Annotated in this window: 27 protein-coding genes and 1 riboswitch; of the genes, 22 read left to right on the forward strand and 5 right to left on the reverse strand. The window is 48.6% G+C overall.

The features are described from left to right. Positions 1 to 191 precede the first annotated feature (191 nt). Genes B3S86_RS04145 through B3S86_RS04165 form a run of 5 tightly spaced genes read left to right on the forward strand, consistent with a single transcriptional unit; the run spans position 192 to position 4,788 of the window. Entirely contained in the window at positions 192 to 1,400 is a 1,209-nt protein-coding gene (locus tag B3S86_RS04145) for a GntP family permease (protein ID WP_369814198.1), read from the forward strand. 24 nt (positions 1,401 to 1,424) lie between these two features. Next, positions 1,425 to 2,126, forward strand: a complete 702-nt coding sequence (locus B3S86_RS04150; RefSeq protein WP_029341303.1) for a CoA transferase subunit A — start codon at positions 1,425 to 1,427, stop codon at positions 2,124 to 2,126. Between the two features lie 13 nt (positions 2,127 to 2,139). Continuing rightward, on the forward strand, positions 2,140 to 2,802 hold the full coding sequence (locus B3S86_RS04155) for a 3-oxoacid CoA-transferase subunit B (RefSeq protein WP_056060629.1): 663 nt from the start codon (positions 2,140 to 2,142) through the stop codon (positions 2,800 to 2,802). 5 nt (positions 2,803 to 2,807) lie between these two features. Beyond that, positions 2,808 to 3,584, forward strand: coding sequence for a 3-hydroxybutyrate dehydrogenase (locus B3S86_RS04160; RefSeq protein ID WP_290749415.1), 777 nt, complete (start codon positions 2,808 to 2,810; stop codon positions 3,582 to 3,584). 13 nt (positions 3,585 to 3,597) lie between these two features. Beyond that, complete coding sequence (locus B3S86_RS04165; RefSeq protein WP_290749418.1) at positions 3,598 to 4,788, forward strand: acetyl-CoA C-acetyltransferase; 1,191 nt, start codon at positions 3,598 to 3,600, stop codon at positions 4,786 to 4,788. Between the two features lie 58 nt (positions 4,789 to 4,846). On the opposite strand, the gene B3S86_RS04170 is transcribed toward B3S86_RS04165, so the two are convergent. Beyond that, positions 4,847 to 5,779 (reverse strand): DUF2268 domain-containing protein, encoded by a 933-nt coding sequence (locus tag B3S86_RS04170; protein WP_290749421.1) that lies wholly within the window; start codon positions 5,777 to 5,779, stop codon positions 4,847 to 4,849. Positions 5,780 to 6,058: 279 nt separating this feature from the next. Between B3S86_RS04170 and brnQ the strand changes: the two genes are divergently transcribed. Beyond that, complete coding sequence (gene brnQ / locus B3S86_RS04175) at positions 6,059 to 7,399, forward strand: branched-chain amino acid transport system II carrier protein (protein WP_290749423.1); 1,341 nt, start codon at positions 6,059 to 6,061, stop codon at positions 7,397 to 7,399. Positions 7,400 to 7,553: 154 nt separating this feature from the next. Continuing rightward, entirely contained in the window at positions 7,554 to 8,663 is a 1,110-nt protein-coding gene (locus tag B3S86_RS04180) for a glycerol dehydrogenase (RefSeq protein ID WP_214855490.1), read from the forward strand. A gap of 42 nt (positions 8,664 to 8,705) precedes the next feature. Here the strand turns inward: B3S86_RS04180 and B3S86_RS04185 are convergent, their stop codons facing one another. Further along, complete coding sequence (locus B3S86_RS04185; RefSeq protein ID WP_035408580.1) at positions 8,706 to 9,650, reverse strand: peptidoglycan DD-metalloendopeptidase family protein; 945 nt, start codon at positions 9,648 to 9,650, stop codon at positions 8,706 to 8,708. 256 nt (positions 9,651 to 9,906) lie between these two features. Further along, the gene (locus tag B3S86_RS04190; RefSeq protein ID WP_035408577.1) at positions 9,907 to 10,647 is read right to left on the reverse strand and encodes a peptidoglycan DD-metalloendopeptidase family protein; all 741 of its coding nucleotides are present in this window, start codon (positions 10,645 to 10,647) and stop codon (positions 9,907 to 9,909) included. A gap of 316 nt (positions 10,648 to 10,963) precedes the next feature. Here B3S86_RS04190 and B3S86_RS04195 point away from each other — a divergent pair, with 316 nt between their 5' ends. The 8 genes from B3S86_RS04195 (at position 10,964) to B3S86_RS04230 (ending at position 16,076) form a co-directional block, all read left to right on the forward strand. Further along, the gene (locus tag B3S86_RS04195) at positions 10,964 to 11,443 is read left to right on the forward strand and encodes an NUDIX hydrolase (RefSeq protein ID WP_290749430.1); all 480 of its coding nucleotides are present in this window, start codon (positions 10,964 to 10,966) and stop codon (positions 11,441 to 11,443) included. An 87-nt stretch (positions 11,444 to 11,530) separates the two neighbouring features. Further along, entirely contained in the window at positions 11,531 to 12,406 is an 876-nt protein-coding gene (locus B3S86_RS04200) for an SDR family oxidoreductase (protein WP_035408573.1), read from the forward strand. 10 nt (positions 12,407 to 12,416) lie between these two features. Next, positions 12,417 to 12,608: a hypothetical protein gene (locus B3S86_RS04205; protein ID WP_231496870.1), complete on the forward strand. Its 192-nt coding sequence runs from the start codon at positions 12,417 to 12,419 to the stop codon at positions 12,606 to 12,608. A 155-nt stretch (positions 12,609 to 12,763) separates the two neighbouring features. Further along, positions 12,764 to 13,144 (forward strand): GntR family transcriptional regulator, encoded by a 381-nt coding sequence (locus tag B3S86_RS04210; RefSeq protein WP_023467846.1) that lies wholly within the window; start codon positions 12,764 to 12,766, stop codon positions 13,142 to 13,144. Continuing rightward, complete coding sequence (locus B3S86_RS04215; protein ID WP_035408568.1) at positions 13,137 to 13,814, forward strand: ABC transporter ATP-binding protein; 678 nt, start codon at positions 13,137 to 13,139, stop codon at positions 13,812 to 13,814. Before B3S86_RS04210 ends, B3S86_RS04215 begins: the two co-directional genes overlap by 8 nt. Then, positions 13,811 to 14,626, forward strand: a complete 816-nt coding sequence (locus tag B3S86_RS04220) for a hypothetical protein (protein WP_290749439.1) — start codon at positions 13,811 to 13,813, stop codon at positions 14,624 to 14,626. Before B3S86_RS04215 ends, B3S86_RS04220 begins: the two co-directional genes overlap by 4 nt. A gap of 10 nt (positions 14,627 to 14,636) precedes the next feature. Further along, positions 14,637 to 15,704 (forward strand): hypothetical protein, encoded by a 1,068-nt coding sequence (locus tag B3S86_RS04225; RefSeq protein ID WP_290749442.1) that lies wholly within the window; start codon positions 14,637 to 14,639, stop codon positions 15,702 to 15,704. A 78-nt stretch (positions 15,705 to 15,782) separates the two neighbouring features. Next, positions 15,783 to 16,076 carry a hypothetical protein gene (locus B3S86_RS04230; RefSeq protein ID WP_056060657.1) on the forward strand — a complete coding sequence of 98 codons (294 nt, stop codon included), beginning with the start codon at positions 15,783 to 15,785 and terminating at the stop codon, positions 16,074 to 16,076. A 28-nt stretch (positions 16,077 to 16,104) separates the two neighbouring features. Here B3S86_RS04230 and B3S86_RS04235 read toward each other — a convergent pair whose 3' ends face one another. Both B3S86_RS04235 and B3S86_RS04240 read right to left on the reverse strand, forming a co-directional pair. After that, on the reverse strand, positions 16,105 to 16,593 hold the full coding sequence (locus tag B3S86_RS04235; protein ID WP_290749447.1) for a DoxX family protein: 489 nt from the start codon (positions 16,591 to 16,593) through the stop codon (positions 16,105 to 16,107). Positions 16,594 to 16,719: 126 nt separating this feature from the next. After that, the gene (locus B3S86_RS04240; RefSeq protein WP_290749450.1) at positions 16,720 to 17,904 is read right to left on the reverse strand and encodes an MFS transporter; all 1,185 of its coding nucleotides are present in this window, start codon (positions 17,902 to 17,904) and stop codon (positions 16,720 to 16,722) included. Positions 17,905 to 18,094: 190 nt separating this feature from the next. On the opposite strand from B3S86_RS04240, the gene B3S86_RS04245 reads away from it, so the two are divergent. The 7 genes from B3S86_RS04245 to B3S86_RS04275 all read left to right on the forward strand — a co-directional run bounded on the left by B3S86_RS04245 (position 18,095) and on the right by B3S86_RS04275 (position 23,481). Then, a complete protein-coding gene (locus B3S86_RS04245; RefSeq protein ID WP_290749453.1) occupies positions 18,095 to 18,520 on the forward strand; it encodes an OsmC family protein in 426 nt (141 codons plus the stop codon). Further along, positions 18,517 to 19,737, forward strand: a complete 1,221-nt coding sequence (nagZ, locus tag B3S86_RS04250; RefSeq protein ID WP_290749456.1) for a beta-N-acetylhexosaminidase — start codon at positions 18,517 to 18,519, stop codon at positions 19,735 to 19,737. The genes B3S86_RS04245 and nagZ overlap by 4 nt, the downstream gene beginning before the upstream one ends. A 56-nt stretch (positions 19,738 to 19,793) precedes the next feature. Further along, positions 19,794 to 19,896, forward strand: a riboswitch (TPP riboswitch). Positions 19,897 to 19,981: 85 nt separating this feature from the next. Continuing rightward, a complete protein-coding gene (locus B3S86_RS04255) occupies positions 19,982 to 20,572 on the forward strand; it encodes a thiamine phosphate synthase (protein WP_290749459.1) in 591 nt (196 codons plus the stop codon). Beyond that, positions 20,569 to 21,513, forward strand: coding sequence for an FAD-dependent oxidoreductase (locus B3S86_RS04260; protein WP_056060671.1), 945 nt, complete (start codon positions 20,569 to 20,571; stop codon positions 21,511 to 21,513). Before B3S86_RS04255 ends, B3S86_RS04260 begins: the two co-directional genes overlap by 4 nt. Then, complete coding sequence (gene thiS, locus B3S86_RS04265; protein ID WP_290749465.1) at positions 21,510 to 21,710, forward strand: sulfur carrier protein ThiS; 201 nt, start codon at positions 21,510 to 21,512, stop codon at positions 21,708 to 21,710. The genes B3S86_RS04260 and thiS overlap by 4 nt, the downstream gene beginning before the upstream one ends. A 2-nt stretch (positions 21,711 to 21,712) precedes the next feature. Then, the gene (locus tag B3S86_RS04270) at positions 21,713 to 22,477 is read left to right on the forward strand and encodes a thiazole synthase (RefSeq protein WP_290749469.1); all 765 of its coding nucleotides are present in this window, start codon (positions 21,713 to 21,715) and stop codon (positions 22,475 to 22,477) included. Continuing rightward, positions 22,474 to 23,481 (forward strand): ThiF family adenylyltransferase, encoded by a 1,008-nt coding sequence (locus B3S86_RS04275; RefSeq protein WP_290749472.1) that lies wholly within the window; start codon positions 22,474 to 22,476, stop codon positions 23,479 to 23,481. The genes B3S86_RS04270 and B3S86_RS04275 overlap by 4 nt, the downstream gene beginning before the upstream one ends. Positions 23,482 to 23,517: the final 36 nt, after the last annotated feature.

Here is a 23,517-nt window from a genome sequence, read left to right on the forward strand (position 1 = left end):
TGTTCGTTGCCTATCGTGGTTTTTCGGTCATCCTATTTGCACCAATCTGTGCCTTGTTCGCCGTCTTACTGACGAACCCTGACTGGGTGTTACCATTCTTCTCGAATATCTTCATGGAAAAGATGGTCGGCTTCATCAAAGCATACTTCCCGGTCTTCCTCCTCGGAGCGATTTTCGGAAAAGTCGTTGAGATGTCCGGTATCGCGGAATCGATCGCAAAGACAATCATTCGTATGATTGGTGCGAAGCGCGCTATCCTTGCCATCGTCTTACTCGGCGCCATTCTTACATATAGCGGCGTCAGCTTATTCGTTGTCGTATTTGCTGTCTATCCGTTCGCTGCGAACTTGTTCCGCGAAGCAAACATCCCGAAACGACTCATTCCGGGAACGATCGCCCTTGGTGCGTTCACGTTCACGATGGATGCCTTACCAGGAACACCTCAGATTCAGAACGTCATTCCGACGACGTTCTTCAAAACAGATATCTATGCTGCGCCGATCATGGGTTCAGTCGGTGGCTTGTTCATCTTAGTCGTCGGCATGTGGTATCTCGAGTCACGCAAGAAAAAAGCCCATCAAGCGGGTGAAGGGTACGCTGGATTCGAAGCGACAGCGGCAAGTACTGCACCGCAAATGGAGTTGAAGAACGAACCAGAAATGACGCTCGAGACGGATCGTCAACCAGTCTATCGCCAAGTCCTTGCCTTTGTCCCACTCGTCCTTGTTGCCGTAATGAACAAAGTCTTTACACTCTCGATTCCGAAATGGTATCCAGAAGGATTCGATTTTTCAGCAATCGGTCTAGAAGCATTCGGAAAGATCGAGACGCCGGCCGTTCTTGCGATCTGGTCTGTCCAAATGGCGTTATTGATCGGAATTCTCGCAGCGATGCTCTATGACTTCCGAAAGATCAAGACGAACTTCCAAGCTGGTCTGAACGTCAGTATCGGTGGTGCGCTCTTAGCGGTCATGAATACAGGTGCTGAGTATGGCTTCGGTGGCGTCATCGCGGCGTTACCAGGATTTAAGTCCGTCTCAAGCGGAATCTCGGAGACGTTTACGAATCCGCTCGTCAACGGAGCCGTCACGACGACGACGCTTGCCGGTGTCACCGGTTCCGCATCGGGTGGAATGGGGATTGCGTTAAGTGCGATGTCGGATAAATATACGCAGGCAATCACATCGGGTGGCGTACCACCGGAAGTCATGCACCGCGTCATCTCGATGGCGTCCGGCGGAATGGATACGTTACCGCATAACGGTGCCGTCATCACATTACTTGCCGTCACGGGCCTAACGCACCGTCAGTCGTATAAAGACATCTTCATGATTACGATCCTTAAAACAGTGACGGTCTTCTTGATGATCGGATTGTATAGCTTGACTGGTTTGTACTAAGAGTTTAGAAGGGGGCATCATCAGATGAAACAGGGGAAAGTATACGCATCATTCGCGGAAGCGACAGCAGACATTTTTGACGGGGCGACGCTAGTCGTAGGGGGCTTCGGACTCTGCGGAATCCCGGAAAAATCCATTACGGCGTTACAAGAGAAAGGCGTCAAGGATTTGACGGTCGTCAGTAACAATTGTGGCGTCGATGATTTTGGACTTGGTCTTCTCTTGCAGACGCGACAAATCAAGAAGATGATTTCGTCGTATGTCGGGGAAAATAAGACGTTTGAACAACAGTATCTCAGTGGCGAGATCGAAGTCGATCTCGTTCCCCAAGGTACGCTAGCGGAACGTATCCGTGCCGGTGGTGCTGGTATTCCTGGTTTCTATACACCAACAGGCGTCGGGACACCGATTGCTGAAGGAAAGGAACAAAAGGAGTTCGACGGGAAGACCTATCTGCTCGAAGAAGGAATCGTCGGCGATTTTGCGATTGTCAAAGCATGGAAAGCAGATCGTCTCGGGAATCTTGTCTTTCGGAAGACATCACGCAACTTTAACCCGATCGTCGCGACAGCGGGAAAAGTAACGATCGTCGAAGTCGAAGAACTCGTCGAGGTCGGCGAACTCGATCCGAACGAGATCCACACGCCTGCTGTCTACGTCCAGCGCATCGTTGTTGGAACGGATTATGAAAAACGCATCGAACGCCGGACTGTCCGGGAAGCTTGAGGAGGAGATTGATATGAAAACGACACGAGAGATCATCATTGAACGCGCGCTTCAGGAAGTTGAAGACGGGATGTACGTCAACCTCGGGATCGGGATTCCGACATTGATCGCCAATGCGATTCCGGATGATATGCATGTCATGCTGCAATCCGAAAACGGACTTCTTGGCATCGGACCGTATCCACTTGATCATGAAGTCGATGCGGACGAGATCAATGCCGGCAAAGAGACAGTCACGGCACAATCCGGAGCTTCTTACTTCGACAGTGCTGAATCGTTCGCGATGATTCGCGGTGGGCACATCGACCTCGCGATCCTCGGTGGGATGGAAGTCGATCAGAACGGTGATCTCGCGAACTGGATGATTCCGGGCAAGATGGTCAAGGGCATGGGCGGAGCGATGGACCTCGTCAACGGAGCGAAACGCGTCGTCATCATCATGGAGCATGTCAACAAACACGGCGAATCGAAAGTCAAACAGTCGTGTACCTTGCCGTTGACAGGACGCGCCGTCGTCAACCGTCTGATTACGGACCGGGCCGTCTTTGATTTCACGCCGGACGGGATGGTCTTGATCGAGACGCTGAATGGTCAAACGGTTGAAGACGTCAAACAAGTCACGGAAGCACGATTCACGGTCAGTCCGGAACTCGAGCGCGTGACGGTAGGGGAGTGAAGCAGATGGTCAAAGGAGATATCGTACTCGTCACAGGTGCAGGAAGCGGAATTGGTCTAGAAATCTCAAAGGCGTTCGCAACAGCAGGAGCGAAAGTCGTCGTAACGGACGTCCGCGCGGAAGCAGCAGATGAGGCGGCGGCATCGATTCGCGCAGCTGGTCATGAAGCGGTCGGCATGACACTCAACGTCACTGATGAAGCACAGGTCGAAGCCGTCTTGAAGCAGACGGTCGAACAGTTTGGTCGACTTGACGTCTTGATCAATAACGCGGGTCTTCAACACGTCTCACCAATTGAAGAGTTTCCGACAGAGAAGTTCGAATTGATGATTAAGATCATGTTGACGGCACCGTTCATGGCCATCAAACATGCTTTTCCGATCATGAAGGAACAAGGTTACGGACGTATTCTCAACATGGCATCGATCAATGGTTTGATTGGTTTTGCTGGGAAAGCAGCGTATAACTCGGCGAAGCATGGATTGCTTGGTCTAACGAAGGTCGCAGCCCTTGAAGGAGCGGAATACGGAATCACCGTCAACGCGATTTGCCCGGGGTACGTCGATACACCACTCGTCCGCAATCAGATGGAAGACTTGGCGAAGACGCGTCACGTTGAACTCGAAAAGGTACTGGAAGAAGTCATCTACCCGCTCGTTCCGCAAAAACGTCTGCTTGCTGTCGAGGAGATTGCAGATTATGCATTGTTCCTTGCGAGCCGCAAAGCAAAAGGCATCACTGGACAAGCGAACGTCCTTGATGGTGGATACACGATTCAATAAGGAGATGGAGCAGATGAGTGAAGCAGTCGTCATCGTCAGTGCGACGCGCACGGCGATCGGGAATTTCAATGGAAGTTTGAAGGACGTCAAAGCAACGGAACTCGGTGCGACAGTCATTCGCGCAGCACTCGAAAAAGTAGGTGTCGCAGGAGATCGTGTCGATGAAGTCTTTTTCGGCAACGTCCTCTCAGCAGGACTTGGTCAAAATCCAGCACGGCAGGCAGCCCTCGCTGCCGGGTTACCGGAGACATGCCCCGCGATGACCGTCAATAAGGTCTGTGGATCCGGTCTCTCTGCTGTCCATCTTGCGTATCAGGCGATCAAGTCAGGCGAAGCCGATGTCATCGTTGCTGGTGGGATGGAGAACATGAGTCAAGCACCTTACGTCCTCGCGGGCGCACGGTCTGGACTAAAGATGGGTGACCAACCACTCGTCGATACGATCATCCAGGACGGGCTCGAATGTGCCTTTAATGACTATCATATGGGGATCACGGCAGAGAATTTAGCAGACGTCTACGAACTTTCCCGCGAAGCGCAGGATCAGTTCGCCGCGACGAGTCAGCAAAAAGCGCAGACGGCATTAGCGGAAGAACGGTTCGTCTCAGAAATCACGCCAGTGTTGATTCCACAACGAAAAGGCGATCCGATCCGTTTTGATCAAGATGAGTTTCCGCGCGCCGGAACGTCCGTCGAAACGCTCAGTCGTTTGCGCCCGGCGTTTAAGAAGAACGGAACGGTCACGGCAGGCAATGCATCTGGCATCAATGACGGGGCTGCGGCGCTCGTCATCATGTCAGAGGCGAAGGCACAAGAACTCGGCGTGACACCACTCGTTGAGATCGTCGCGAACGGAACGTCCGGTGTCGACCCGAGCATCATGGGAATCGGTCCCGTCCAAGCGGTCCAAAAGGCACTCGATAAAGCGGGACTAACACTTGACGAGATCGATGTCATCGAAGCGAACGAAGCATTCGCGGCACAATCTCTCGCGGTCGATGCGGAGCTACAGTTCCCGCATGAGAAGCTCAACCGCAACGGCGGAGCGATCGCGCTCGGTCATCCGATTGGTGCGAGCGGTGCGCGGATTCTCGTCACGCTGATCCATGAACTCGAGCGGACGGGTGAGACGCATGGTCTTGCGACGTTATGCGTCGGTGGCGGTCAAGGGGTGGCGACGATCGTTAAAAAATACGAAGGTTAACTAATAAAGCACGAGACGAAGGAGATTGATGCTCCCGTTGTCTCGTGCTTTATTGATTTTAGCGAATCGTTAATTTTTTCTTGTAACTGCTTTTTTCAAGAATTTGCACAGAGGACATCCGTGACCATTCCTTCAAGGAGATCTCGGGATGTTGTTTCACGAAGTCGGAGACGATCATGTAGCCGAGTCTGTATTTCGTGAACGATGGAATTTGTTTTTCGTAATTTCCAAAGAACAGATCATCCGTCGTCAATCGTTCCGCATTCAGCTCCGAAATCACATGCTCCAAGGAGTGGTCAAGTAAAGGGGCAATCGCTTCCGATGATTCCATTGGATAAAGCTTATGGGCAAAGAATTCCGCTTTTCCTTCGAGAATGATGTAATCGAGTATTGTCGCACGATTCGGCTCATCGAGGGCTACGGTATGATGGTATTCATGCGCCGTCGTATTGAGTAATGACTCTTTCGAAAAATCCTTCAAGAAGAACAGACTCATCGAATTGTTTCCTTGAGCGACACCGCTGACACCACCATAACGTTTGGCATCATCATGTTCGAGTGGTGTCGTTGGGGAGACGAAGACAACGAGCTTCTCATCCCGTGGAAGTTGTTTCATCGAAGTCAGGAGACTGGACTTGATCTGTTTCATGATGTGCTGATGGTGTTTTTTCAAATATGTATTCATCTGTTTTAAGTCCTTGATGTTTTCCGAAGGCTGTTCATAGATGCTAGGAACAGGCATGGCTTGGAGCTGTTCTTTTTTGATGACGTCATTTTTAGCGCCCAATACGTATTTTTTATATAGTGCCTCATTGTCCTTTGGCTGTTTCGAAACCGCTTGAATGTAGTCGTCATACGCCTTATACAAAGGAACGATGTGGATCTCTTGTTTCTCGTGCGTAAACGAAATGTCATACGTCTTTGGTTTCTCGGCAGCCGGGGAACAACTGGCAAGTAAAAGGGTGACGCTAAGAAAATAGATGGATTTCATGAGAATACCTCCTGTTTAATTATCCATATATTTACTTTCCATAAAAAATGTCATTCTCCTACTACGTCAGATGAACTTATGAATCCGGTTTCATACTTTGACGCGAAGACGTACCAGATTCTTTAAACTAAAGTGGAATCAAACTTTCTGCCAAATTTTCAGAATATTCTCCAGATAAACTCCTAGCACGAGCTCCTAAACGTATGTTATCCTTTCGAACGAAGTACTTCATCTGCTTAGGGAGCGGATGAAGTCGGAAATCATCAGTGGGGGTTTATTATGTCTAAAACTGTTCCAACATCATTTATCATCGTCATCGGCATGATGCTCTTCGCCTTGTTCTTTGGGGCAGGAAATCTCATCTTTCCGCCGATGCTCGGACAGCTCGCAGGGGAGCATGTCTGGGTTGCCAATGCCGGATTCCTTGTCACTGGTGTCGGTCTACCATTGCTTGCGATTCTCGCATTCGCGTTTTCAGGGGAACGCGATCTACAAGCGATGGCGTCACGTGTTCATCCTGCTTTCGGAATCGGGTTCTCGGTCATCTTGTATCTTGCGATTGGACCATTCTTCGCAATTCCACGTGCCGGAACGGTCTCGTATGCGATCGGAATCAAGCCGTTCTTCAGTGAATCGACGAGCCATTTGCCGTTACTGATCTTCACGATTTTGTTTTACACGATTGCTTGTCTATTGTCCTTAAACCCAACAAAGATCGTCGATGTCGTCGGGAAAGTACTGACACCGATTAAAATCACGTTCATCGGTCTCTTGATCATCGTTGCCGTCCTGCATCCAATCGGAAGTTTTCAGAATCCTTTGAAGACATATCGAACAAATGCTTTCTTTAATGGTTTCCAAGAAGGATATATGACACTCGATGCGCTCGGTGCCTTTGTCTTCGGTATCATCATCATCGCAGCGATCAAGGAAAAAGGTGTCACTTCGAAGCGGCAGTTGCTACTGATTTGTACGAAAGCCTCGTTGATTGCCGCAGCCTTGCTTGCAATCACATACACGGCGCTTGCCTTCATGGGCGCGTCAAGTGTCTCTGAGATCGGACAGCTCGCGAACGGCGCAGAGATTTTGTCTGCTGTGTCGGATCATTACTTCGGTGAGTATGGGGCGATTTTGCTTGGTCTGATGATCACAGTCGCTTGTATGACGACGAGTGTTGGTTTGATCACGGCGTGTGCCGCGTTTTTCTCGGCACTCGTCCCAAAAATCTCATACGTCAAATGGACGATTGGTCTATCGGTCTTCAGCGCACTCGTTGCGAACATCGGTCTGAATCAATTACTCGCTGTCTCTAAACCAGTCTTGATGACGCTTTATCCACTCGCGATCTGTCTGATTTTCTTAACGTTCTTGCATCCACTCTTTAAAGGGAAGCCAGCCGTGTATCAAGGGGCGCTATGGATGACGTTCCTCGTCAGCTTGTTTGATGGATTGAAGACAGCAAAAATCAATGTCTCAGCCGTCACGAAAGTGTTTGATGCGGTATTACCGTTTGCTTCCGTCAGTCTCGGTTGGGTCGTTCCTGCTATCATCGGTGGGGTGATCGGAGCGATCGTCGGTAAGAAAAAAGCGGAGACACGATCGTCGTCACGTGTGGCTTAAGTTGTCATGTATAAAGGGAAGCGGATTTTTGATCGTATGATCAAAGTCCGCTTTTTTTGTTCACTCGATTGTGGGTTTAAGCATAAGCGGAAACGGCAATTCCTCTACTGTATATCATTGACCATCGTGTCCCTTACAGAAAGGATGTTGAAACATGTCAGAACGTGTCTTCATTAGTCCCTCGAAGTATGTCCAAGGAAAGGATGTCATTGACCGGCTCGGTACATATGTGAGCCCGTTCGGTGAAAAAGCGCTCGTCATCGCGGACGATGTCGTCTGGAAAATCGTAAAGGAACGTGTCGAGCAGTCGCTGTCCGGCGAAAACGTCAGCATCGAGAAGGCAGACTTTAGTGGTGAAGCCTCACGGCATGAAGTAAAACGAATCGCTGAGCAAGCAAAAGCAGCGGATGTTCGTTTCGTCATGGGAGTTGGGGGTGGAAAGACGCTCGACACAGCAAAAGCCGTCTCGGATGAGCTGAACGTGTCCGTCGTCATCGTACCGACCCTTGCTTCGACCGATGCACCGACGAGTGCTCTGTCCGTCATCTATTCCGACGAAGGGATTTTCGAAAGTTATCGTTTCTATAAGAAGAATCCCGATCTTGTTCTCGTCGATACGAAACTGATTGCCCAAGCGCCAGCGCGTTTCTTCGCGTCCGGAATTGCCGATGCACTCGCGACGTGGGTCGAAGTTCGAAGTGTCGTCGCCTTTGGTGGACAGACGATGGCGGGAGGACGACCGACAATTGCAGCACAAGCGATTGCCAAACGTTGTGAGGAAGTCTTGTTCGAGCACGGGCGTCTGGCGTACGAATCCGTTCAGGCACAAGTCGTCACACCAGCACTCGAAGCCGTCGTCGAAGCGAATACCCTGTTAAGTGGGCTCGGCTTTGAAAGTGGGGGACTAGCAGCGGCGCATGCGATTCATAATGGCTTTACGGCACTTGACGGTGAGATTCACCACCTGACGCATGGAGAAAAGGTCGCCTTTGGTACACTTGTCCAGTTGGCGCTCGAAGAACATCCACAAGAAGAAATCGAGCGCTATATCGCGCTTTACACGGATCTTGGTTTACCGGTGACACTCGAGGACGTCAAGCTAAAGGATGCGTCACGTGAAGACATCGTCAAAGTCGGAGAGGCAGCAACTGCTGAAGGTGAGACGATCCACAGCGGATTCAACGTTACGGCGGACGAAGTCGCGGATGCGATCATCGCAGCCGATCGCTATTCAAAAGCGTATCAAGCAAAACGAAAACAATAAGAAAAAATAACCCTTGCCGAGACGGCGAGGGTTATTGTCATTTTACAGATAATCGAGTGGATTGACACTGCTACCAGCAGAAGTTGCGCTGTAGACGTACGATCCTTTATGGAGTTCAAAATGTAAATGTGTTCCGAAAGCGTTACCTGTCTCGCCAACTGTTCCGATCTTTTGACCTTGCGTGACGGTTTGACCGACCGAGACCGAGCGGCTATTCATATGTGCATACAGACTGATGAACGGCGATCCGTTGATCGTATGTGAAACCATGACATAGTTGCCGTACGCGCCTTTGAGCTGAGACGTAATGACTTTACCGCTTGCTGTCGCATAGACTGGTGTACCTTTTGCTGCACCATAATCGATCCCGTTATGGAATGTGTAACCATAAGCACCACTAGAAGGTCCATAACCTTGCGTGATCGGACCGCTCGTTGGCGTCGCGAAGTTCTTTGATGTCGACGTTGACGCTTTTGATGCGCCACTGCTATTCGTCAGTGTCAAAACAGCGTATTTCGAGACATAGTCCGCATGGACGAATCGTTTATCTCCACCGTATAAGAACTTGATCCAATCGCCTGTACGACCGAGGTAGCGGAACGTTTCGCCCTTATCGACACTTCCGACGACTGTACTGCTCGTCGAACTGCTGCTACGAACACGAAGGTTGTCGACATTGACTTTAATCTTATAGATACGTGTTACAGAATATTTTTTAACATATGTAGAAGAAACATAGACTTTTTTTGAACCGTACAGAATTTTCGTCCAGTTGCCTGTCCGTCCGAGATACTTATATGTATCACCTTTTTCAAAGCTCGTGATCGTACCGTATGATGTCGAAGGACCCGTTCGAGCACGCAAACCGTCCTCCATGACTTTCACCTTATAGAACGTCGTTGCTGCATCCGCACGTGGGATGGCAAACGAAGCAAAACTTGCCACAGCGATGGCTGTCGCTGAAACACCTTTCCAAAAACCATGCATGATTCATTCCTCCTGAATATGTAATCTGTGTGACTAAACCGTTATGTAAATTTCATAGATGAGTATAACATTTACGAAAATGTTTAAATGTTACATTCACATTTCGATATTATTTCAATAAATTATATTTAAAGACATTAATTTTGTTTGTTTTCCATTTATCCTTAAATTCCTTTGACAAGATTGGATGGAATTGGATATGATGAAATGCCCATTAAAAATAAGAAAGGTACCCCGGTTGAGGTACCTTAAATGCTTATAAAAAGGCGAGTGGATTGACGCTGTTTGCTGCAGAAGTACCGCTATAGACATAGTTACCGCGATGGATTTCGAAGTGAAGATGAGCACCTGTCGAGTTTCCTGTACTGCCGACTGCACCGATCGTTGCGCCTTTCGGGATCGTTTGACCGACGAAGACAGAGCGTTTGCTTAAGTGAGCGTATACCGTTGTGTACGAAATACCGTGCACTTTATGTTTGACCATGACATGGTTTCCATATGCTCCTTGGTAAGACGATGTGACAACTTTACCTGCCGCTGCTGCATGAACGGGCGTTCCGATTGGTGCACCAAAGTCGACGCCGTTATGGAACGTGTAGCCGAAGATGCCGCTCGTTTTTCCATAACCTTGTGTTACTGGACCGCTTGTCGGACGCGAGAAGCCATTTGATGAAGTCGAGAATGAGGCTTTCTTCGCTGTATGACCAGAAACGCGATATTTTTTCACATAACCTGAGTAGACGTAACGCTTATGTCCTTTATGAAGAATTTTTGTCCAGTTTCCGCGATGACCCAAGTATTTGAAAGTCTGCCCCGAATTGACGCCGTCGACGATCCGGTATTTAAGAGATGGGCCAGTACGAACGCGAAGTCCGTCTGCTTTGATTTTTACTTTGTACGTAGATTTCGTAGCTGCGTCAACCTTACCTGTACCCGTAGCTGCAAAACCTGAAACAACGAGCGCGCTCATTGCAAGTGTCGTGATTGTTCTTTTCATGAATGTTCCTCCTTGATGTAAATCGAGATCTTGTCGGAAATGACATGTATATAGAATGTGTGTGGTGTAAAGTGTGGTGAATTGAAGTAGATGATGCTGTCGTCATTTGACTAACGAGAGTATAGCATTGAAAAGTCAGACGTTTGTATTTCAATTCGATTGCTTAGATATATTCTAATAACAAATGTTGTAATATTGAATACATATTCAATCTCAGAATCCCTTAAAACCAAGATGAATCCGTGTTACAACGAGATGAATTTGATGACAAAATGCAATCGTGGGAAATGATGAGAAAGTATGGGAGTCTAATAAAATGAGAGTAGGTAATGAGATGGATTTGACGTTTGCAGTAAATCAAAAAAAGCTTAACATTCGCGCAGTGGCGCTGTTGATTCAAGATGGACATCTTTTGATCCATCGGCAAGGAGAAGATGATTTTTGGTCATTACCGGGAGGACGGGTACAATTTGGTGAAAGTGGTGCCAAAGCGATTGAACGTGAATTATTAGAAGAATTAGGACAGTCAATCGAGCCACCGGTCTTCCGTTTCCTGCATGAAAATTTCTTTAATTACGCAGACCATCAGTTTCATGAACTGGGGATGTTTTATGAAGTGACATGTCGAGAACCACTACCACTTTCAACGGAAGACTTCTATGGTCCCGAAGGTGAAGAATTGACGTACCGGTTCGTTCCGTTCGATAAACTGGATCAATATACATTGTATCCAAGCGAATTATCAAAAATGCTTCAAACCAATGTATTTCCAACGCTATTGACGAATGACATCTGACTTTTTCGGAAAAACGTTTATAGATGTATCGCAAGGGAATGGTTAATCATGTAGTTTATTCCGCAATGATAAGGGAGTTGATCGTTCATGAGAGAAGAGCAGTTCGAAGCGATGCATCAAGAAGCACGAGGGCAGACGCAGGAACAACAACCCGGTGTCGAGTACGCCATGAAACCGGAACCGATCTACGATGATCCGGATTATGTCGGTTCAGGAAAACTGACGGGTAAGGTTGCACTGATCACAGGTGGAGACAGTGGAATCGGTCGAGCCGTTGCTGTCGCTTATGCGAAAGAAGGGGCAAATGTCGCAATCGTATACTTAAATGAGGGAAAAGACGCAGAAAAGACGAAATCGTTGATTGAAGGCTACGGGGTCAAAGCCTTAAAAATCGCGAAAGATGTCAGTCAGCCAGAAAATGCGCAAGCGATCATCGATACCGTCATTGCAGAATTCGGTCAATTGAACATTCTCGTTAACAATGCCGGAAAACAATTCCCGCAAGATGATTTCCTTGCGATCACACCAGATCAATTGAAGGAAACGTTCGAGACGAATGTTTTTTCGATGTTCTATTTGATTCAGGCTGCGCTTCCACATTTGCATAAAGAAGATGCAATCATCAATACCTCATCGGTGACAGCGTATCGTGGAGCACCGTCGCTGATCGACTACTCAGCGACGAAAGGCGCTATTACGACATTGACACGCTCGCTTGCTTCAAGCTTGATCGAGAAAGGAATCCGCGTTAATGCTGTCGCACCGGGACCGATTTGGACGCCTCTCATTCCAGCGACGTTCTCGAAGGAGAAAGTCGAGTCGCATGGGGAAGACACATTAATGAAGCGTCGGGGACAACCGTCAGAAAATGCACCGGCTTATGTCTATTTGGCTTCTCGTGATTCGAGTTACATCACGGGTCAGACGATTCATATCAACGGCGGCGATTACATCACGTCTTAAGGGGGAAAACATGATGAAGAAAAATCCGAATGAAGTGCCTGAACGTGAACCGGATCATCAACCGGACGAAGTTCCGCAAGCACCACCGAGCGAGGTGCCAGACACACCACAGGAAGATCCTGTCCGTCAACCGGAACCGGATACGTTCCCAGAACCAACCGAGATTCCCGATACACCTCAGGAAGATCCAAATCCCTATTAATGAGTTGACCGTAGTCACCGTCCAAGAATCGGATGGTGACTTTTTCATGATTAAGAAGACAAACCAGCTTGACAGACAAACTGTATGGTGAGTATGATACAGAAGAGAAGTGTATTAATGTTTTAATACATTACACAGGAAAGGGAGGTCTACCGATGCAGTTCGACCAAAGAAGCCCGGTGTACCTGCAGGTCGTCCGTTGGTTCAAACAACGAATCGCGACCGAGGAATTGCAAAGCGGGCAAGAAATCCCGTCCCGCCGCGAAATCGCCGCACAGCTCGGAATCAATCCGAATACCGCACAAAAAGCATATAAAGAGATGGAGGAGCAGCAATTGATTACGACAGAACGGAATGTCCCGAGTAAGATTACACGCGATCCACAAGTCGTCCAAAAAGTACGTGCTGAGATGCTTGAAGAAGCAGTCTCTGAATTCATCGATGCCGTCAAGGCGATTCAAATTCCACTTGATGAGGTCGTCTCGAAAGTTGAGACCGTCTATCAGGAAACGGAACGGAGGAAGATCGATGCTTGAAGTTCATGGCTTACAAAAGAAGTACGGAAAAAAACCAGTCCTTCAAGGCGTCTCGTTCTCGGTTCCGATGGATCAATTGACATGTCTGATCGGTTTGAACGGTGAGGGGAAATCGACGATCCTGAAGGCAATCGCAGGTCTTGTTCCAGTCAACGCAGGAACGGTTCTCGTCGATGGCGAGATCAACCGAAATAAGATCGCCTTCGTTCCAGATATTCAGACGATGCCCGGCTACATGACGGTCGGTGATGCGCTGACATATATGGCGGATTATTATTCCGATTGGAACCAGGAGACTGCGAATGAATTGATGCGAATTTTCCAGCTACTTTCAACAGATAAGATTACCGACTTATCAAAAGGAAACCAGGCGAAGGTCAGCTTAATTCTTGGATTTGCTCTCGATCGTCCGTACTTATTACTCGACGAACCGTTCGCAGGAATTGATTTGTTTACGAAAGAACAGATTGCAGGATTATTCTCAAGCCACTTCATGGAAGGGCGCGGTATCCTGATGACGACACACGAAATTCAGGAAATCGAGCATTTGATCGACCGGGTCGTCTTCTTACAGGACGGTCGAATCATCGATGAACATGAGACGGAAGAGATGCGAGAACTGTACGGGAAATCGGTTCAGGACCGGATGCGGGAGGTCTATCAGCGATGAAACAATACATACAATTGACGAACGAAGAGATTAAGCGGAGTTTTAAGCTTTATATGATCGTCGTGCTTGCAATGGTAGCAATTGAGTTAGTATCAATCGTTGCCCAAGTCATGTATCACGCACGGAAAGTCGAGAATTTCATGGAACTTAATCGAGTATCTGTCACAGAAGCACTGAAACAAATTGATACACTTGGATACTCTGAGGCGTCCTCTTTCTTTAGTTATGTGACTCTGATCGGAATGGCGATTGTTGTCATCTATGCGATTCAAATTTGGTATCGAGATTGGTTAGGAGAAACAAAGTATATTTATCGATTACTAATGCTTCCAGGAAATCGCGCAAGCATTTTCTTCTCGAAATTGACGACAGTCTTTTTAATCATCGTGAGTTTTATTGGTATCCAATGGTGTGTAATGCAATTAGGATTTTATTTGTTTGATTGGTTGATTCAACCGGAATACCAAAACCAAAGTGGCTTAAGTCCAGTCCGAAACGTGATGAACGATTTTTATACGATGAATCTGATCGACTTAGGGATCATTCTCGCCATTTCACTATTCATTGTCAGTTTTATTTTTTTGTTGGTTTTAATCGAACGTTCATTTCGTAAAGGAAAAGCCATTATCAGAATTGGACTTGAAATTTTTGTTCCTGTTGCTTTAACCATTGGTATATTAGCATTTTTAGATGAAACACGTTACTTACTAGAGAAAGAGACGATGTTTCTTCTGATCGGATTAAGTCTGTGTTACTTCGTGTACATGATCTGGAAAAGTCTTCGGTTACTGCAACGAAAAATTACGGTGTAAGGAGTATACTATGCGAACCTATAAATACGTGTTATGTCTTGGAGTCATTTGTATTTTGACACTTGGAGTGTATGTCGTGTACTCTTCTTCAACAGATGAGCCTACATTTACGGTCCAAACGTTACAGGGAACTTCAAATGATCCGTTGGTAAAACAACTTCAATTCGAATTCAATGATCCTGAAAGTTATAAAACAGATTACGAAGTTACGTTAAGAGGAGAAGTTGAAAAAAAGCGAACGAATTATTTGTCTGAGTTCGCTAGAGATTACTCCGACGTGACGGATGCCCCGCGTAGTTTCCGGCATTTCATGAACCAAATCGAATTATCACGTTATGAGCAAGACAAAGAAGTATTTGGATTACACGTCAATAAAAACGGATCATGGGAGCTACAGTCATGGAAACGTGGAACGGAAAAGGTGCAGACCTATTCTTTACCGAAACCGGCAAAGACTAAAGGCATCCACTATAGTCCGTTTCAACGAACGAAACAAAAGTTATATGTTCAACGTATTGGCGATGTTGTACAAAAACCAGGTACAAATCATATCTATGCTATTGATTTAAAGAAAAAAACAGTCCGATTAATGGATTTACCGCTTCAACTAACAGAAGATGATGAGGTACTCGCCATCTATCAGAATCGTGTCCTATACCGAAAGATGACTAATGCTGCTAAGACTAGAGTTTATCTGAGAGACAACACAACATCGACACGATTAAAGTTCCTTGAAGTTGAAGACATGTGGGAGACACGCGTGATAGACGAAGGTGCGGTCGTAGGGATGACAGAGAACATGACTGAAACGAAAGTGAAATGGTCGACATACGACTTACGAACGAAGCAATTCACGCAGCATCGTTATGATTTACCTAAACGAGATGCCAATGAAGTGCAACGGTATACGTCGACAATCCTTGAGAACAACCTAGTTTATTCCTTTATCGAAACAAAGAAAAATGGCGTATCGGTAATCGTGCTAGATCCTCAGACAGAAGAGGTACGATATGAAGGAACGATTAAATACAATACACCTAAGAGTGACCTTCAGCTCAACGAGATGACTATCAACTGAATCACGAAAAAATAGTAAAATTTTTGAAACTTTTAGTTTTCTTCCAACGTATAAAGACTATACAAGGGGGGAACTCACATGCAATTCTTGATTTTTGTCATCTTCGCAGGTGCTCTGTATTGGTTCTACTACAGCTTCTTACTGGGGTATCGTAAGAAAAACATCACGCTGACGTTCGACGATCGGTTTTATTCACTCGACGAACATGTCGCAGCAATCGAACAAAAGCTTGCAATGGATGGACGTTCAGCGCGTTATCTCGGTGACCGTCGCTTTGAAGTCGATGGCAAACCTTATCTGTTCCTCGAGCGGACAGTCCCAGTCGGCGGGGTTCCGACACAGCAGACGATTCTCGAGCAACAAAAAAAATAACTCTCCCGCGTTTGGGAGAGTTTTTTCGTTAGACCGGAATCCGGTCGAGGGGATGTGGTTGTTGCGACGAACGATACCAGCGCATCATCCAGTGATCAATACCGATTTGATACGCAAAGCGTCCTGCAGCAAGTAAGACGATTGAGGCTGCTAAGAACAACGGGTTTAACGCAATCGTTCCAGCAAGTAAGTAATTGAGATTCATGATGCTCCCGACGACCAGTGCAGGAACAGTCAACAGACTGAGAATCAACAAGATCCCGACGACGAGTTCCGCGAACGGAATCAAGACGTTGATCAGCCCGACGTTTGGTAAGGCGAGTTGCTCGATCCACGTCGTGTACCACGAACTGACGAGTGCGTCTTCGCCTATTGCTTTCGTTAGCGCCCCTTCAAGAAACGGTTTTGCATCAAAGCCATTGATGTACTTGCCGATCCCGGCGATGAACCACTGAATTCCGAGCCAGAGCCGGATGATCGTCAATAAACTGATGCCGATGATGTGTAATGCTTTCACTTTCAAACACTCCTCTACTACAACATAGTCCCCATCATACTGAAAAATCATCAGTAAGATGGGGACTATCATCATAACGTCATCGAACCGTCATCGACCTGTTACAAAAAAGGATAAGGTAGCCGTTCATGACCGCTGATCGAGACGATGACTGATTGCAGTTAATAAAGCAGCGACAAGCGCAACAAGCCCACCGACCAGTGCCGTGTTCATCATCGGGCCGTTCGCATAAACGATGCCACCGAGTGCCGAACCGAAGGCAATCCCGACATTACTCGCAACCGGCATCAAGGAAGCGGCGAGTCCTTTTGCTTCCGGATTGAACTTTTCGGCGAGGTCAATCAAGTAGATTTGTGTCGAAGTCGTCAATAAAATCGACATCAATGACATCAAGGCGATGTTAAACAGACCAAGTGAAAGGGATACTGTCGTGAAATATAATGCAGCAAGGACGATTGCTTGCACGACGAAGACGAACCGTAAGCGACCCATCGGATTTTTACTTGCAATCTTGCCGGCAAGGATGTTACTGAAGATCGAGACGACACCGTAAGCGAGCAGGATCGGACTAATCCATGTCTTCGCGATGCCGAGTTCCGTTTGCAGGATCGGCACGAGGTACGTGTAGACGACGTAAGTTGCTCCGAAGCCGAACGACGGAATGAAGAAGGCAATCAGGATCCGTGGATTAGCGAGCAATCCAAGCTGCTCCTTGATTGAACCGGAGCCCGTCGATTGCTGGACGGGAACGATCTTCCACACAGCGAGGAACGCAATCATTCCCATGACTGTCGTCAGCCAAAACGTGGCTGCGAAGCCAGCGTGTTGACCGATGAACGTACCGATCGGAACACCGAGGACGTTCGCGAGTGTAAAACCACCAAAAATGAACGAAACGGCGACACCGCGCTTCGCGACAGGTACGCCATCGCTTGCGACGACCATTGCGAGCGAGATCAAGACACCGGTCAGGATGGCAGTCAGGATGCGGGTTGCGAGCAATACTTCGTAACTTGGAGCAAAACTACTGGCAAGGTTCAGTAAGACCCAAGCGAGTAACAGACGTAGGATCAGGCGACGCCGTTCCAGGTGACCGGTCAGCGACATTACAATCGGTGTACCAATCGCAAAGGAGATGGCAAATGCCGAGACGAGCGTACCGGCTGTTGCGATCGTGATATTAAGAGCTGAGGAGATTTCAGCGAGGATCCCGACGATGACGAATTCGCTTGTTCCGAGAACGAACGTCAGGAGCGACAACGTGGCGATCAACAGCCAATCGCGTCGACTTAAACGAGTAGTAGGTGACATGGATGATTCCTCAATTCTAGCGCTTGCGCGCGAAACTATGAGTAACAGGATAGCATGAAACGATTTCGTCGGGTATCGCAAAGCGAGATTTCGGGAAAAGAACCATTATTCGAAATAGCGTGTGAATTTCCAGGCTTGCTGTTTTTTGCGTATACTACAGAAGAGGACTACTGACAAAGGAGTGGAAACGATGCAAGCGACAGTGACATGGAACAAACAGATGGGGTTTAGTGGACAGACGGAATCAGGGCATCATCTTGCGATGGATGCAGCACCGGAGAACGGTGGCGAAAATCAAGCACCACGACCGACTGAACTGCTGCTACATGCCGTTGCCGGCTGTACTGGAATCGACATCGTCTCGATTTTAGAGAAGATGCGCTTGACGATTACTCATTTCGAAATGGATATCGAAGGGGAACGGGCAGAGGATCATCCGCGGCGCTTTACGTCGATCTCGATTCATTACCGGCTTGAAGGTGATCTCCCGGAAGATAAGGTCCGTCGCGCCATCTCGTTATCAAAAGATAAATATTGTTCGGTTTCGCAATCCTTGAACGCTGAGATTTCCGTCTATTATTCCATCAATGGTGTCCGGAGCGAGGATTCTTTGTGAAGAAAGTAGCACTGATCGGTTGCCTGTTGCTTGCAGGGTGTGCGCAGGAGACGACGGAACCAACGAAACCATCACAACCAGCAACGAAGCAACCGACGGAGGCGAAGAAATCAAAGCCTGAGCCGACAAAGGAAGAACAACAACAAGCACGATTAAAGCAGCAACTTGAAGCGATGTCGACGTCAGAAAAGATCGATCAACTGCTCTATATCGGAGTTGCCGGAACGGAACTTTCAGCAGCTGACCGGAAATTGTTGCAGACGCATGCGATCGGTGGGGTCTTACTGCTTGGTGGGAATATTACGTCAGAAGATCAACTCTTGACGTTCACGCGTGCCATTCAAGAAACGAACCAAAAACCGTATGCCTTCGTCGGGGTTGATGAAGAGGGCGGACGGGTCAGCCGGGTACCGGATCAACGATTACGTCTCCCGACGAGTCAACGGATGGCGCAAGGTGCAGATGCTGCAAAAATGGAAGATGTCGGACGTACGCTCGGTCACCTGTCACGATTTTATGGGTTCAACATGGACTTCGCACCGGTCCTTGACGTCAATAGCAATCCGAACAATCCAATCATCGGCGACCGTGCGTTAAGTGCTGATCCGAAGACCGTCGCGACTCTCGGTACGGCCCTGATGCATGGGATGCAAGAGACGGGAACGATTCCGGTCGTCAAACATTTTCCCGGTCACGGCAATACGAGTGTCGATTCCCATGTCGGTTTGCCGAAAGTGACAGCATCAAAGGAAGAACTGAAGCGAACGGAACTGTTACCGTTCCAAGAAGCGATTCAAGAGGGCGCCGAGATGGTGATGGTCGCCCATATTCTCTATCCCGCGTATGACGATCAAAATCCATCTTCGCTCTCGAAGCCGATCTTGACTGACCTCTTGCGTCAACAACTCGGATTCAAGGGTGTCATCATCACGGATGACCTTGTCATGGGGGCGATCACGAAACGATATGGTCTCGCGGAAGCGGCACGCCAGGCACTTGTCAATGGAGCAGATATGGCGATGTTTTCGGAAGCAGGTGCCTATCCGAAGGTCCACACCGAAGTGATGCAAGCCGTTAAAGAAAAAACGTTGTCGTCAGAGATGCTCGATGCTAAAGTGATGCGGATCTTAACGCTGAAGCAGACCTATGCCGACAGCCAGAAGCAACAGCGACCGACGAAATCGGAGCTTATTCAGCAAGTGGAAGCGCTCAACTAGGACTAGCGAAGCAAAGCGACTCATGCTAGACTAATGGGGCAAGCCAATTAAACACGAAAAGACACTAGGGGAGTCTCGCAGCAGACTGAGACGGAAGTATCCGGACCCTTTGAACCTGATCTAGTTCGTACTAGCGGAGGGAAGTGGCTCGAAACCTTAGATATCCTTAGCGCTTCAGCGCATTTTCGGACCACTCCCTTCAACATCGGGAGTGGTCCTTTTTCGTATCGAAAGGAAGAACATGATGCGTCTACATCTGATTTCGACGGGATCCATCAATCCACGCGATGGAGTGGAAACCTTTCAATCGCTTCAACCATATACGGATCAGCTTCATCTTCGAGAACCAAATTTGTCGGCAACAGAATTGTTAGATCTGATTGACGCGCTCCTTGCAAAAGGGTATTCGTCTGATCAATTAACCGTTCACGACCGGGTCGACGTCGCCCATGTCGCTGGCATCGGTGTGCAATTGACGCGACGTTCCTTACGTGTCCGCGATGTTCGGCGACACTTTCCGAATCTCATCATCGGGAAATCCGTCCACTCTCTGGCAGAAGCACTTGCAGCGGAAGCGGAAGGAGCCGACCGACTGCTGTACGGTCATATTTATCCGACAGCGTCGAAACCAAACGTGCCACCGCGAGGGATCGATGCCTTGAAGCAAGTTGTCACTTTCACGACGAAACCAGTCATCGCAATCGGCGGGATCACTCCTGATCGCATTCCTGAGATTGCAGCGACCGGTGCAAGCGGAGTCGCCGTCTTATCCGGTATTCTCGGTCAAGCGGACCCGCATGCTGCCATTCAGCGTTATCAGGGGGTACGGGTATGACGGATCACATCATCATTGGTGGTGGAGTCATCGGTTTGACGCTTGCTTACAGTCTCGCTTGTCAGAACGAATCCGTTCTTGTCCTTGATCGCGGAACATGCGGACAAGGGACGAGTCGGGCGGCTGCCGGGATGCTTGCGACGGACATCGAGCTGAGAGAAGAATTGCATACGCTTGCCGCGCGAAGTCGCCGTCTGTATCCGTTACTTGCGCGACGCCTCACGCGCGAGACCGGGATCGATTGTGGCTACCGGGAACAACCATTTTTATTGAAACAAAATGGGCAAGAATACTTATTTCCATCGGTCGGTCAAATCGATCCGCGACGATTAACGACTGCATTGATGCATGTCTTACGAAATCGTGGGGTACCAATCGAAGAACAGGTGGACGTCACGCGAATCGAGGAGAGTAATGATTTCATTAGGGTTGAGTCGAACACGGGAACGTGGACGGGACGAACGGTGACGGTTGCTGCCGGACGCGGGTCCCAAGCCTTGCTCGATACAGCTGGCATTTCGATTGCGACATATGGGGTCAAAGGGGAGTGTCTCGCAGTCCGTCTCGCGGGTCAGCCGTTACGCTCGATCCTGTTTGATGACGCCGTCTACCTCGTACCGAAAGCGGACGGACGGATATTGATCGGTGCGACCGAACTACCGCACGACGAGACTATCGGTGTTAGTGTCGCAGGAGTCACGTCACTGCTTCAAGCAGCAGAGCGTCTCTATCCACCGATCCGTGATGCTGTCATCGAAGAAGTCTGGTCAGGCGTACGACCACAAACAGAGTCCGGCTTGCCATATATCGGAGTCGCTGATTCATCCCGGCGGATCTTTATAGGGACGGGGCATCATCGGCATGGCATATTACTCGCACCGGCGACAGCGGAAGTCTTGGCAAACACATTACGGTTGACTCTAAAGGAGGAAGTTCGATGAACATTACGATTAACGGCAACGACCACACCATTGAACAGATTGAGACGATTGAGGACATGCTCACGCAACTTGGCTTAGGGGAAAAACTCGTCATCGTCGAACAGAACCGACAGATCATCGACCGCGGAGCTTACGATCAAACGGTCGTTCGGAACAATGACATATTCGAAATCGTTCATTTCGTAGGAGGAGGATAAACATGCTACAAATTGGAGAAAAGACATTCGAATCACGGTTATTACTCGGAACGGGGAAATATACGGATGCTACGGTACAGCAGGAGGCCATCGATGCGTCCGCTTCACAAATCTTGACGTTCGCTGTCCGGCGGCTCGATCTCTTCGACAAACAACAATCGAATTTCTTGGAGTCGCTTGATTTAACGAAGTACGATTTACTACCGAACACGGCTGGTGTGAAGACAGCGGAAGAAGCGGTTCGGCTAGCAAAGCTTGCGCGGGCATCCGGTATGTGCGACATGGTCAAGGTCGAAGTGATTGGGTGCGATAAGACATTACTACCTGACCCAATCGAGACGTTACGGGCTTCTGAAGAGTTACTTAAAGAAGGATTCATCGTTTTACCGTATACATCGGACGACGTCGTCCTTGCACGACGACTCGAGGAACTCGGCTGTCATGCCATCATGCCGGCTGCGTCACCGATCGGTTCCGGGCAAGGCATCCTCAATCCGCTCCACCTAAAGTTCATCATCGAGCAGACGACGGTGCCTGTCATCGTCGATGCTGGAATCGGTTCTCCAACTGACGTTGCCTATGCAATGGAACTGGGAGCGGATGGTGTCTTATTGAACTCCGCTGTAGCTCATGCCCAGGATCCGGTCAAGATGGCGCGCGCGATGCGACTAGCCGTCGAAGCAGGGCGCTTCGGATACGAAGCGGGACGAATCGAGAAGAAACAGTATGCAGTCGCGAGTAGTCCAACGAGTGGATTGATTCGATGACACGTTATTCACGCCAAACTCGATTTCAACCGATCGGAGAAGCAGGACAAGCACGCTTCGCAGCAGCAAAGGTACTGATCATCGGGATGGGGGCACTCGGAACAGCATCGGCAGAACAACTCGTTCGCGCCGGTGTCGGCGTCGTCCGAATCGTCGACCGCGATTATGTCGAGTGGAGTAATCTACAACGGCAACAACTCTATACGGAGGACGATGCACGGCACATCGTACCGAAGGCGATTGCTGCAAAAGCGCGGCTTGAAGCGATTAATTCGACGGTGACGATCGAAGCACATGTATTAGATGTCGACCGGGCAGCGCTGACATGGCTTCTCGATGATATCGATCTCATCATCGATGCGACGGATCATTTCGATATTCGTTTACTGATGAACGATATGGCATTGTTGCGCTCGATTCCGTGGATTTACGGCGGCTGCGTCGGCAGTTACGGGATTACTTTCACTGTTCGTCCGGGAGAGACGCCGTGTCTGCAGTGCCTGCTCGATCAATTACCACGTGATCAGGAGACGTGTGATACGGCGGGAATCATCGGTCCAGCTGTTCAGATGGTCGCCTCTCTACAAGTGACGGAAGCGTTGAAGTGGTTGAGCGGGAAGACGGACGCGCTGCGGACACGTCTGCTTGCCTTTGACGTGTGGTCGAATACATTCCAACAAATCAACGTCCAGTCACTGAAGCAAACAGAGTGCCCCTCGTGCGGCATCGAGCCGTCTTATCCTTATTTATCGAATCAAACGGTGCGTTTCACGGCACTGTGCGGTCGCGATGCCGTTCAAATCCGTGGAGACGGACAGCGAGATCTCGAACAATTAAAACAACGCCTCCAGCCGGTTGCGTCGATTTCCGCCCATAACCCATACTTGCTGGCGTTTACGACGGATGAGCATCGAATGGTCGCCTTTCGAGATGGTCGTGTCTTGATTCATGGCGAGGCGGATCTCGTTAAAGCAAAACGACTGTATCACGCCTATTTCGGATAAACGTTCATAAAACAGTAAAACTAATTTTAAAAATAT

The organism is Exiguobacterium sp. UBA3968 (genome assembly GCF_002385115.1).
Lineage (GTDB): Bacteria > Bacillota > Bacilli > Exiguobacteriales > Exiguobacteriaceae > Exiguobacterium_A.

What these genes read in the sequence shown, in the direction of transcription:
- B3S86_RS04145 (WP_369814198.1), top strand. Translation starts at nt 192, where the DNA reads ATGTCCGGTATCGCGGAATCGATCGCAAAGACAATCATTCGTATGATT.
- B3S86_RS04150 (WP_029341303.1), top strand. Translation starts at nt 1,425, where the DNA reads ATGAAACAGGGGAAAGTATACGCATCATTCGCGGAAGCGACAGCAGAC.
- B3S86_RS04155 (WP_056060629.1), top strand. Translation starts at nt 2,140, where the DNA reads ATGAAAACGACACGAGAGATCATCATTGAACGCGCGCTTCAGGAAGTT.
- B3S86_RS04160 (WP_290749415.1), top strand. Translation starts at nt 2,808, where the DNA reads ATGGTCAAAGGAGATATCGTACTCGTCACAGGTGCAGGAAGCGGAATT.
- B3S86_RS04165 (WP_290749418.1), top strand. Translation starts at nt 3,598, where the DNA reads ATGAGTGAAGCAGTCGTCATCGTCAGTGCGACGCGCACGGCGATCGGG.
- B3S86_RS04170 (WP_290749421.1), bottom strand. Translation starts at nt 5,779, where the DNA reads ATGAAATCCATCTATTTTCTTAGCGTCACCCTTTTACTTGCCAGTTGT.
- brnQ (WP_290749423.1), top strand. Translation starts at nt 6,059, where the DNA reads ATGTCTAAAACTGTTCCAACATCATTTATCATCGTCATCGGCATGATG.
- B3S86_RS04180 (WP_214855490.1), top strand. Translation starts at nt 7,554, where the DNA reads ATGTCAGAACGTGTCTTCATTAGTCCCTCGAAGTATGTCCAAGGAAAG.
- B3S86_RS04185 (WP_035408580.1), bottom strand. Translation starts at nt 9,650, where the DNA reads ATGCATGGTTTTTGGAAAGGTGTTTCAGCGACAGCCATCGCTGTGGCA.
- B3S86_RS04190 (WP_035408577.1), bottom strand. Translation starts at nt 10,647, where the DNA reads ATGAAAAGAACAATCACGACACTTGCAATGAGCGCGCTCGTTGTTTCA.
- B3S86_RS04195 (WP_290749430.1), top strand. Translation starts at nt 10,964, where the DNA reads ATGAGAGTAGGTAATGAGATGGATTTGACGTTTGCAGTAAATCAAAAA.
- B3S86_RS04200 (WP_035408573.1), top strand. Translation starts at nt 11,531, where the DNA reads ATGAGAGAAGAGCAGTTCGAAGCGATGCATCAAGAAGCACGAGGGCAG.
- B3S86_RS04205 (WP_231496870.1), top strand. Translation starts at nt 12,417, where the DNA reads ATGATGAAGAAAAATCCGAATGAAGTGCCTGAACGTGAACCGGATCAT.
- B3S86_RS04210 (WP_023467846.1), top strand. Translation starts at nt 12,764, where the DNA reads ATGCAGTTCGACCAAAGAAGCCCGGTGTACCTGCAGGTCGTCCGTTGG.
- B3S86_RS04215 (WP_035408568.1), top strand. Translation starts at nt 13,137, where the DNA reads ATGCTTGAAGTTCATGGCTTACAAAAGAAGTACGGAAAAAAACCAGTC.
- B3S86_RS04220 (WP_290749439.1), top strand. Translation starts at nt 13,811, where the DNA reads ATGAAACAATACATACAATTGACGAACGAAGAGATTAAGCGGAGTTTT.
- B3S86_RS04225 (WP_290749442.1), top strand. Translation starts at nt 14,637, where the DNA reads ATGCGAACCTATAAATACGTGTTATGTCTTGGAGTCATTTGTATTTTG.
- B3S86_RS04230 (WP_056060657.1), top strand. Translation starts at nt 15,783, where the DNA reads ATGCAATTCTTGATTTTTGTCATCTTCGCAGGTGCTCTGTATTGGTTC.
- B3S86_RS04240 (WP_290749450.1), bottom strand. Translation starts at nt 17,904, where the DNA reads ATGTCACCTACTACTCGTTTAAGTCGACGCGATTGGCTGTTGATCGCC.
- B3S86_RS04245 (WP_290749453.1), top strand. Translation starts at nt 18,095, where the DNA reads ATGCAAGCGACAGTGACATGGAACAAACAGATGGGGTTTAGTGGACAG.
- B3S86_RS04255 (WP_290749459.1), top strand. Translation starts at nt 19,982, where the DNA reads ATGCGTCTACATCTGATTTCGACGGGATCCATCAATCCACGCGATGGA.
- B3S86_RS04260 (WP_056060671.1), top strand. Translation starts at nt 20,569, where the DNA reads ATGACGGATCACATCATCATTGGTGGTGGAGTCATCGGTTTGACGCTT.
- thiS (WP_290749465.1), top strand. Translation starts at nt 21,510, where the DNA reads ATGAACATTACGATTAACGGCAACGACCACACCATTGAACAGATTGAG.
- B3S86_RS04270 (WP_290749469.1), top strand. Translation starts at nt 21,713, where the DNA reads ATGCTACAAATTGGAGAAAAGACATTCGAATCACGGTTATTACTCGGA.
- B3S86_RS04275 (WP_290749472.1), top strand. Translation starts at nt 22,474, where the DNA reads ATGACACGTTATTCACGCCAAACTCGATTTCAACCGATCGGAGAAGCA.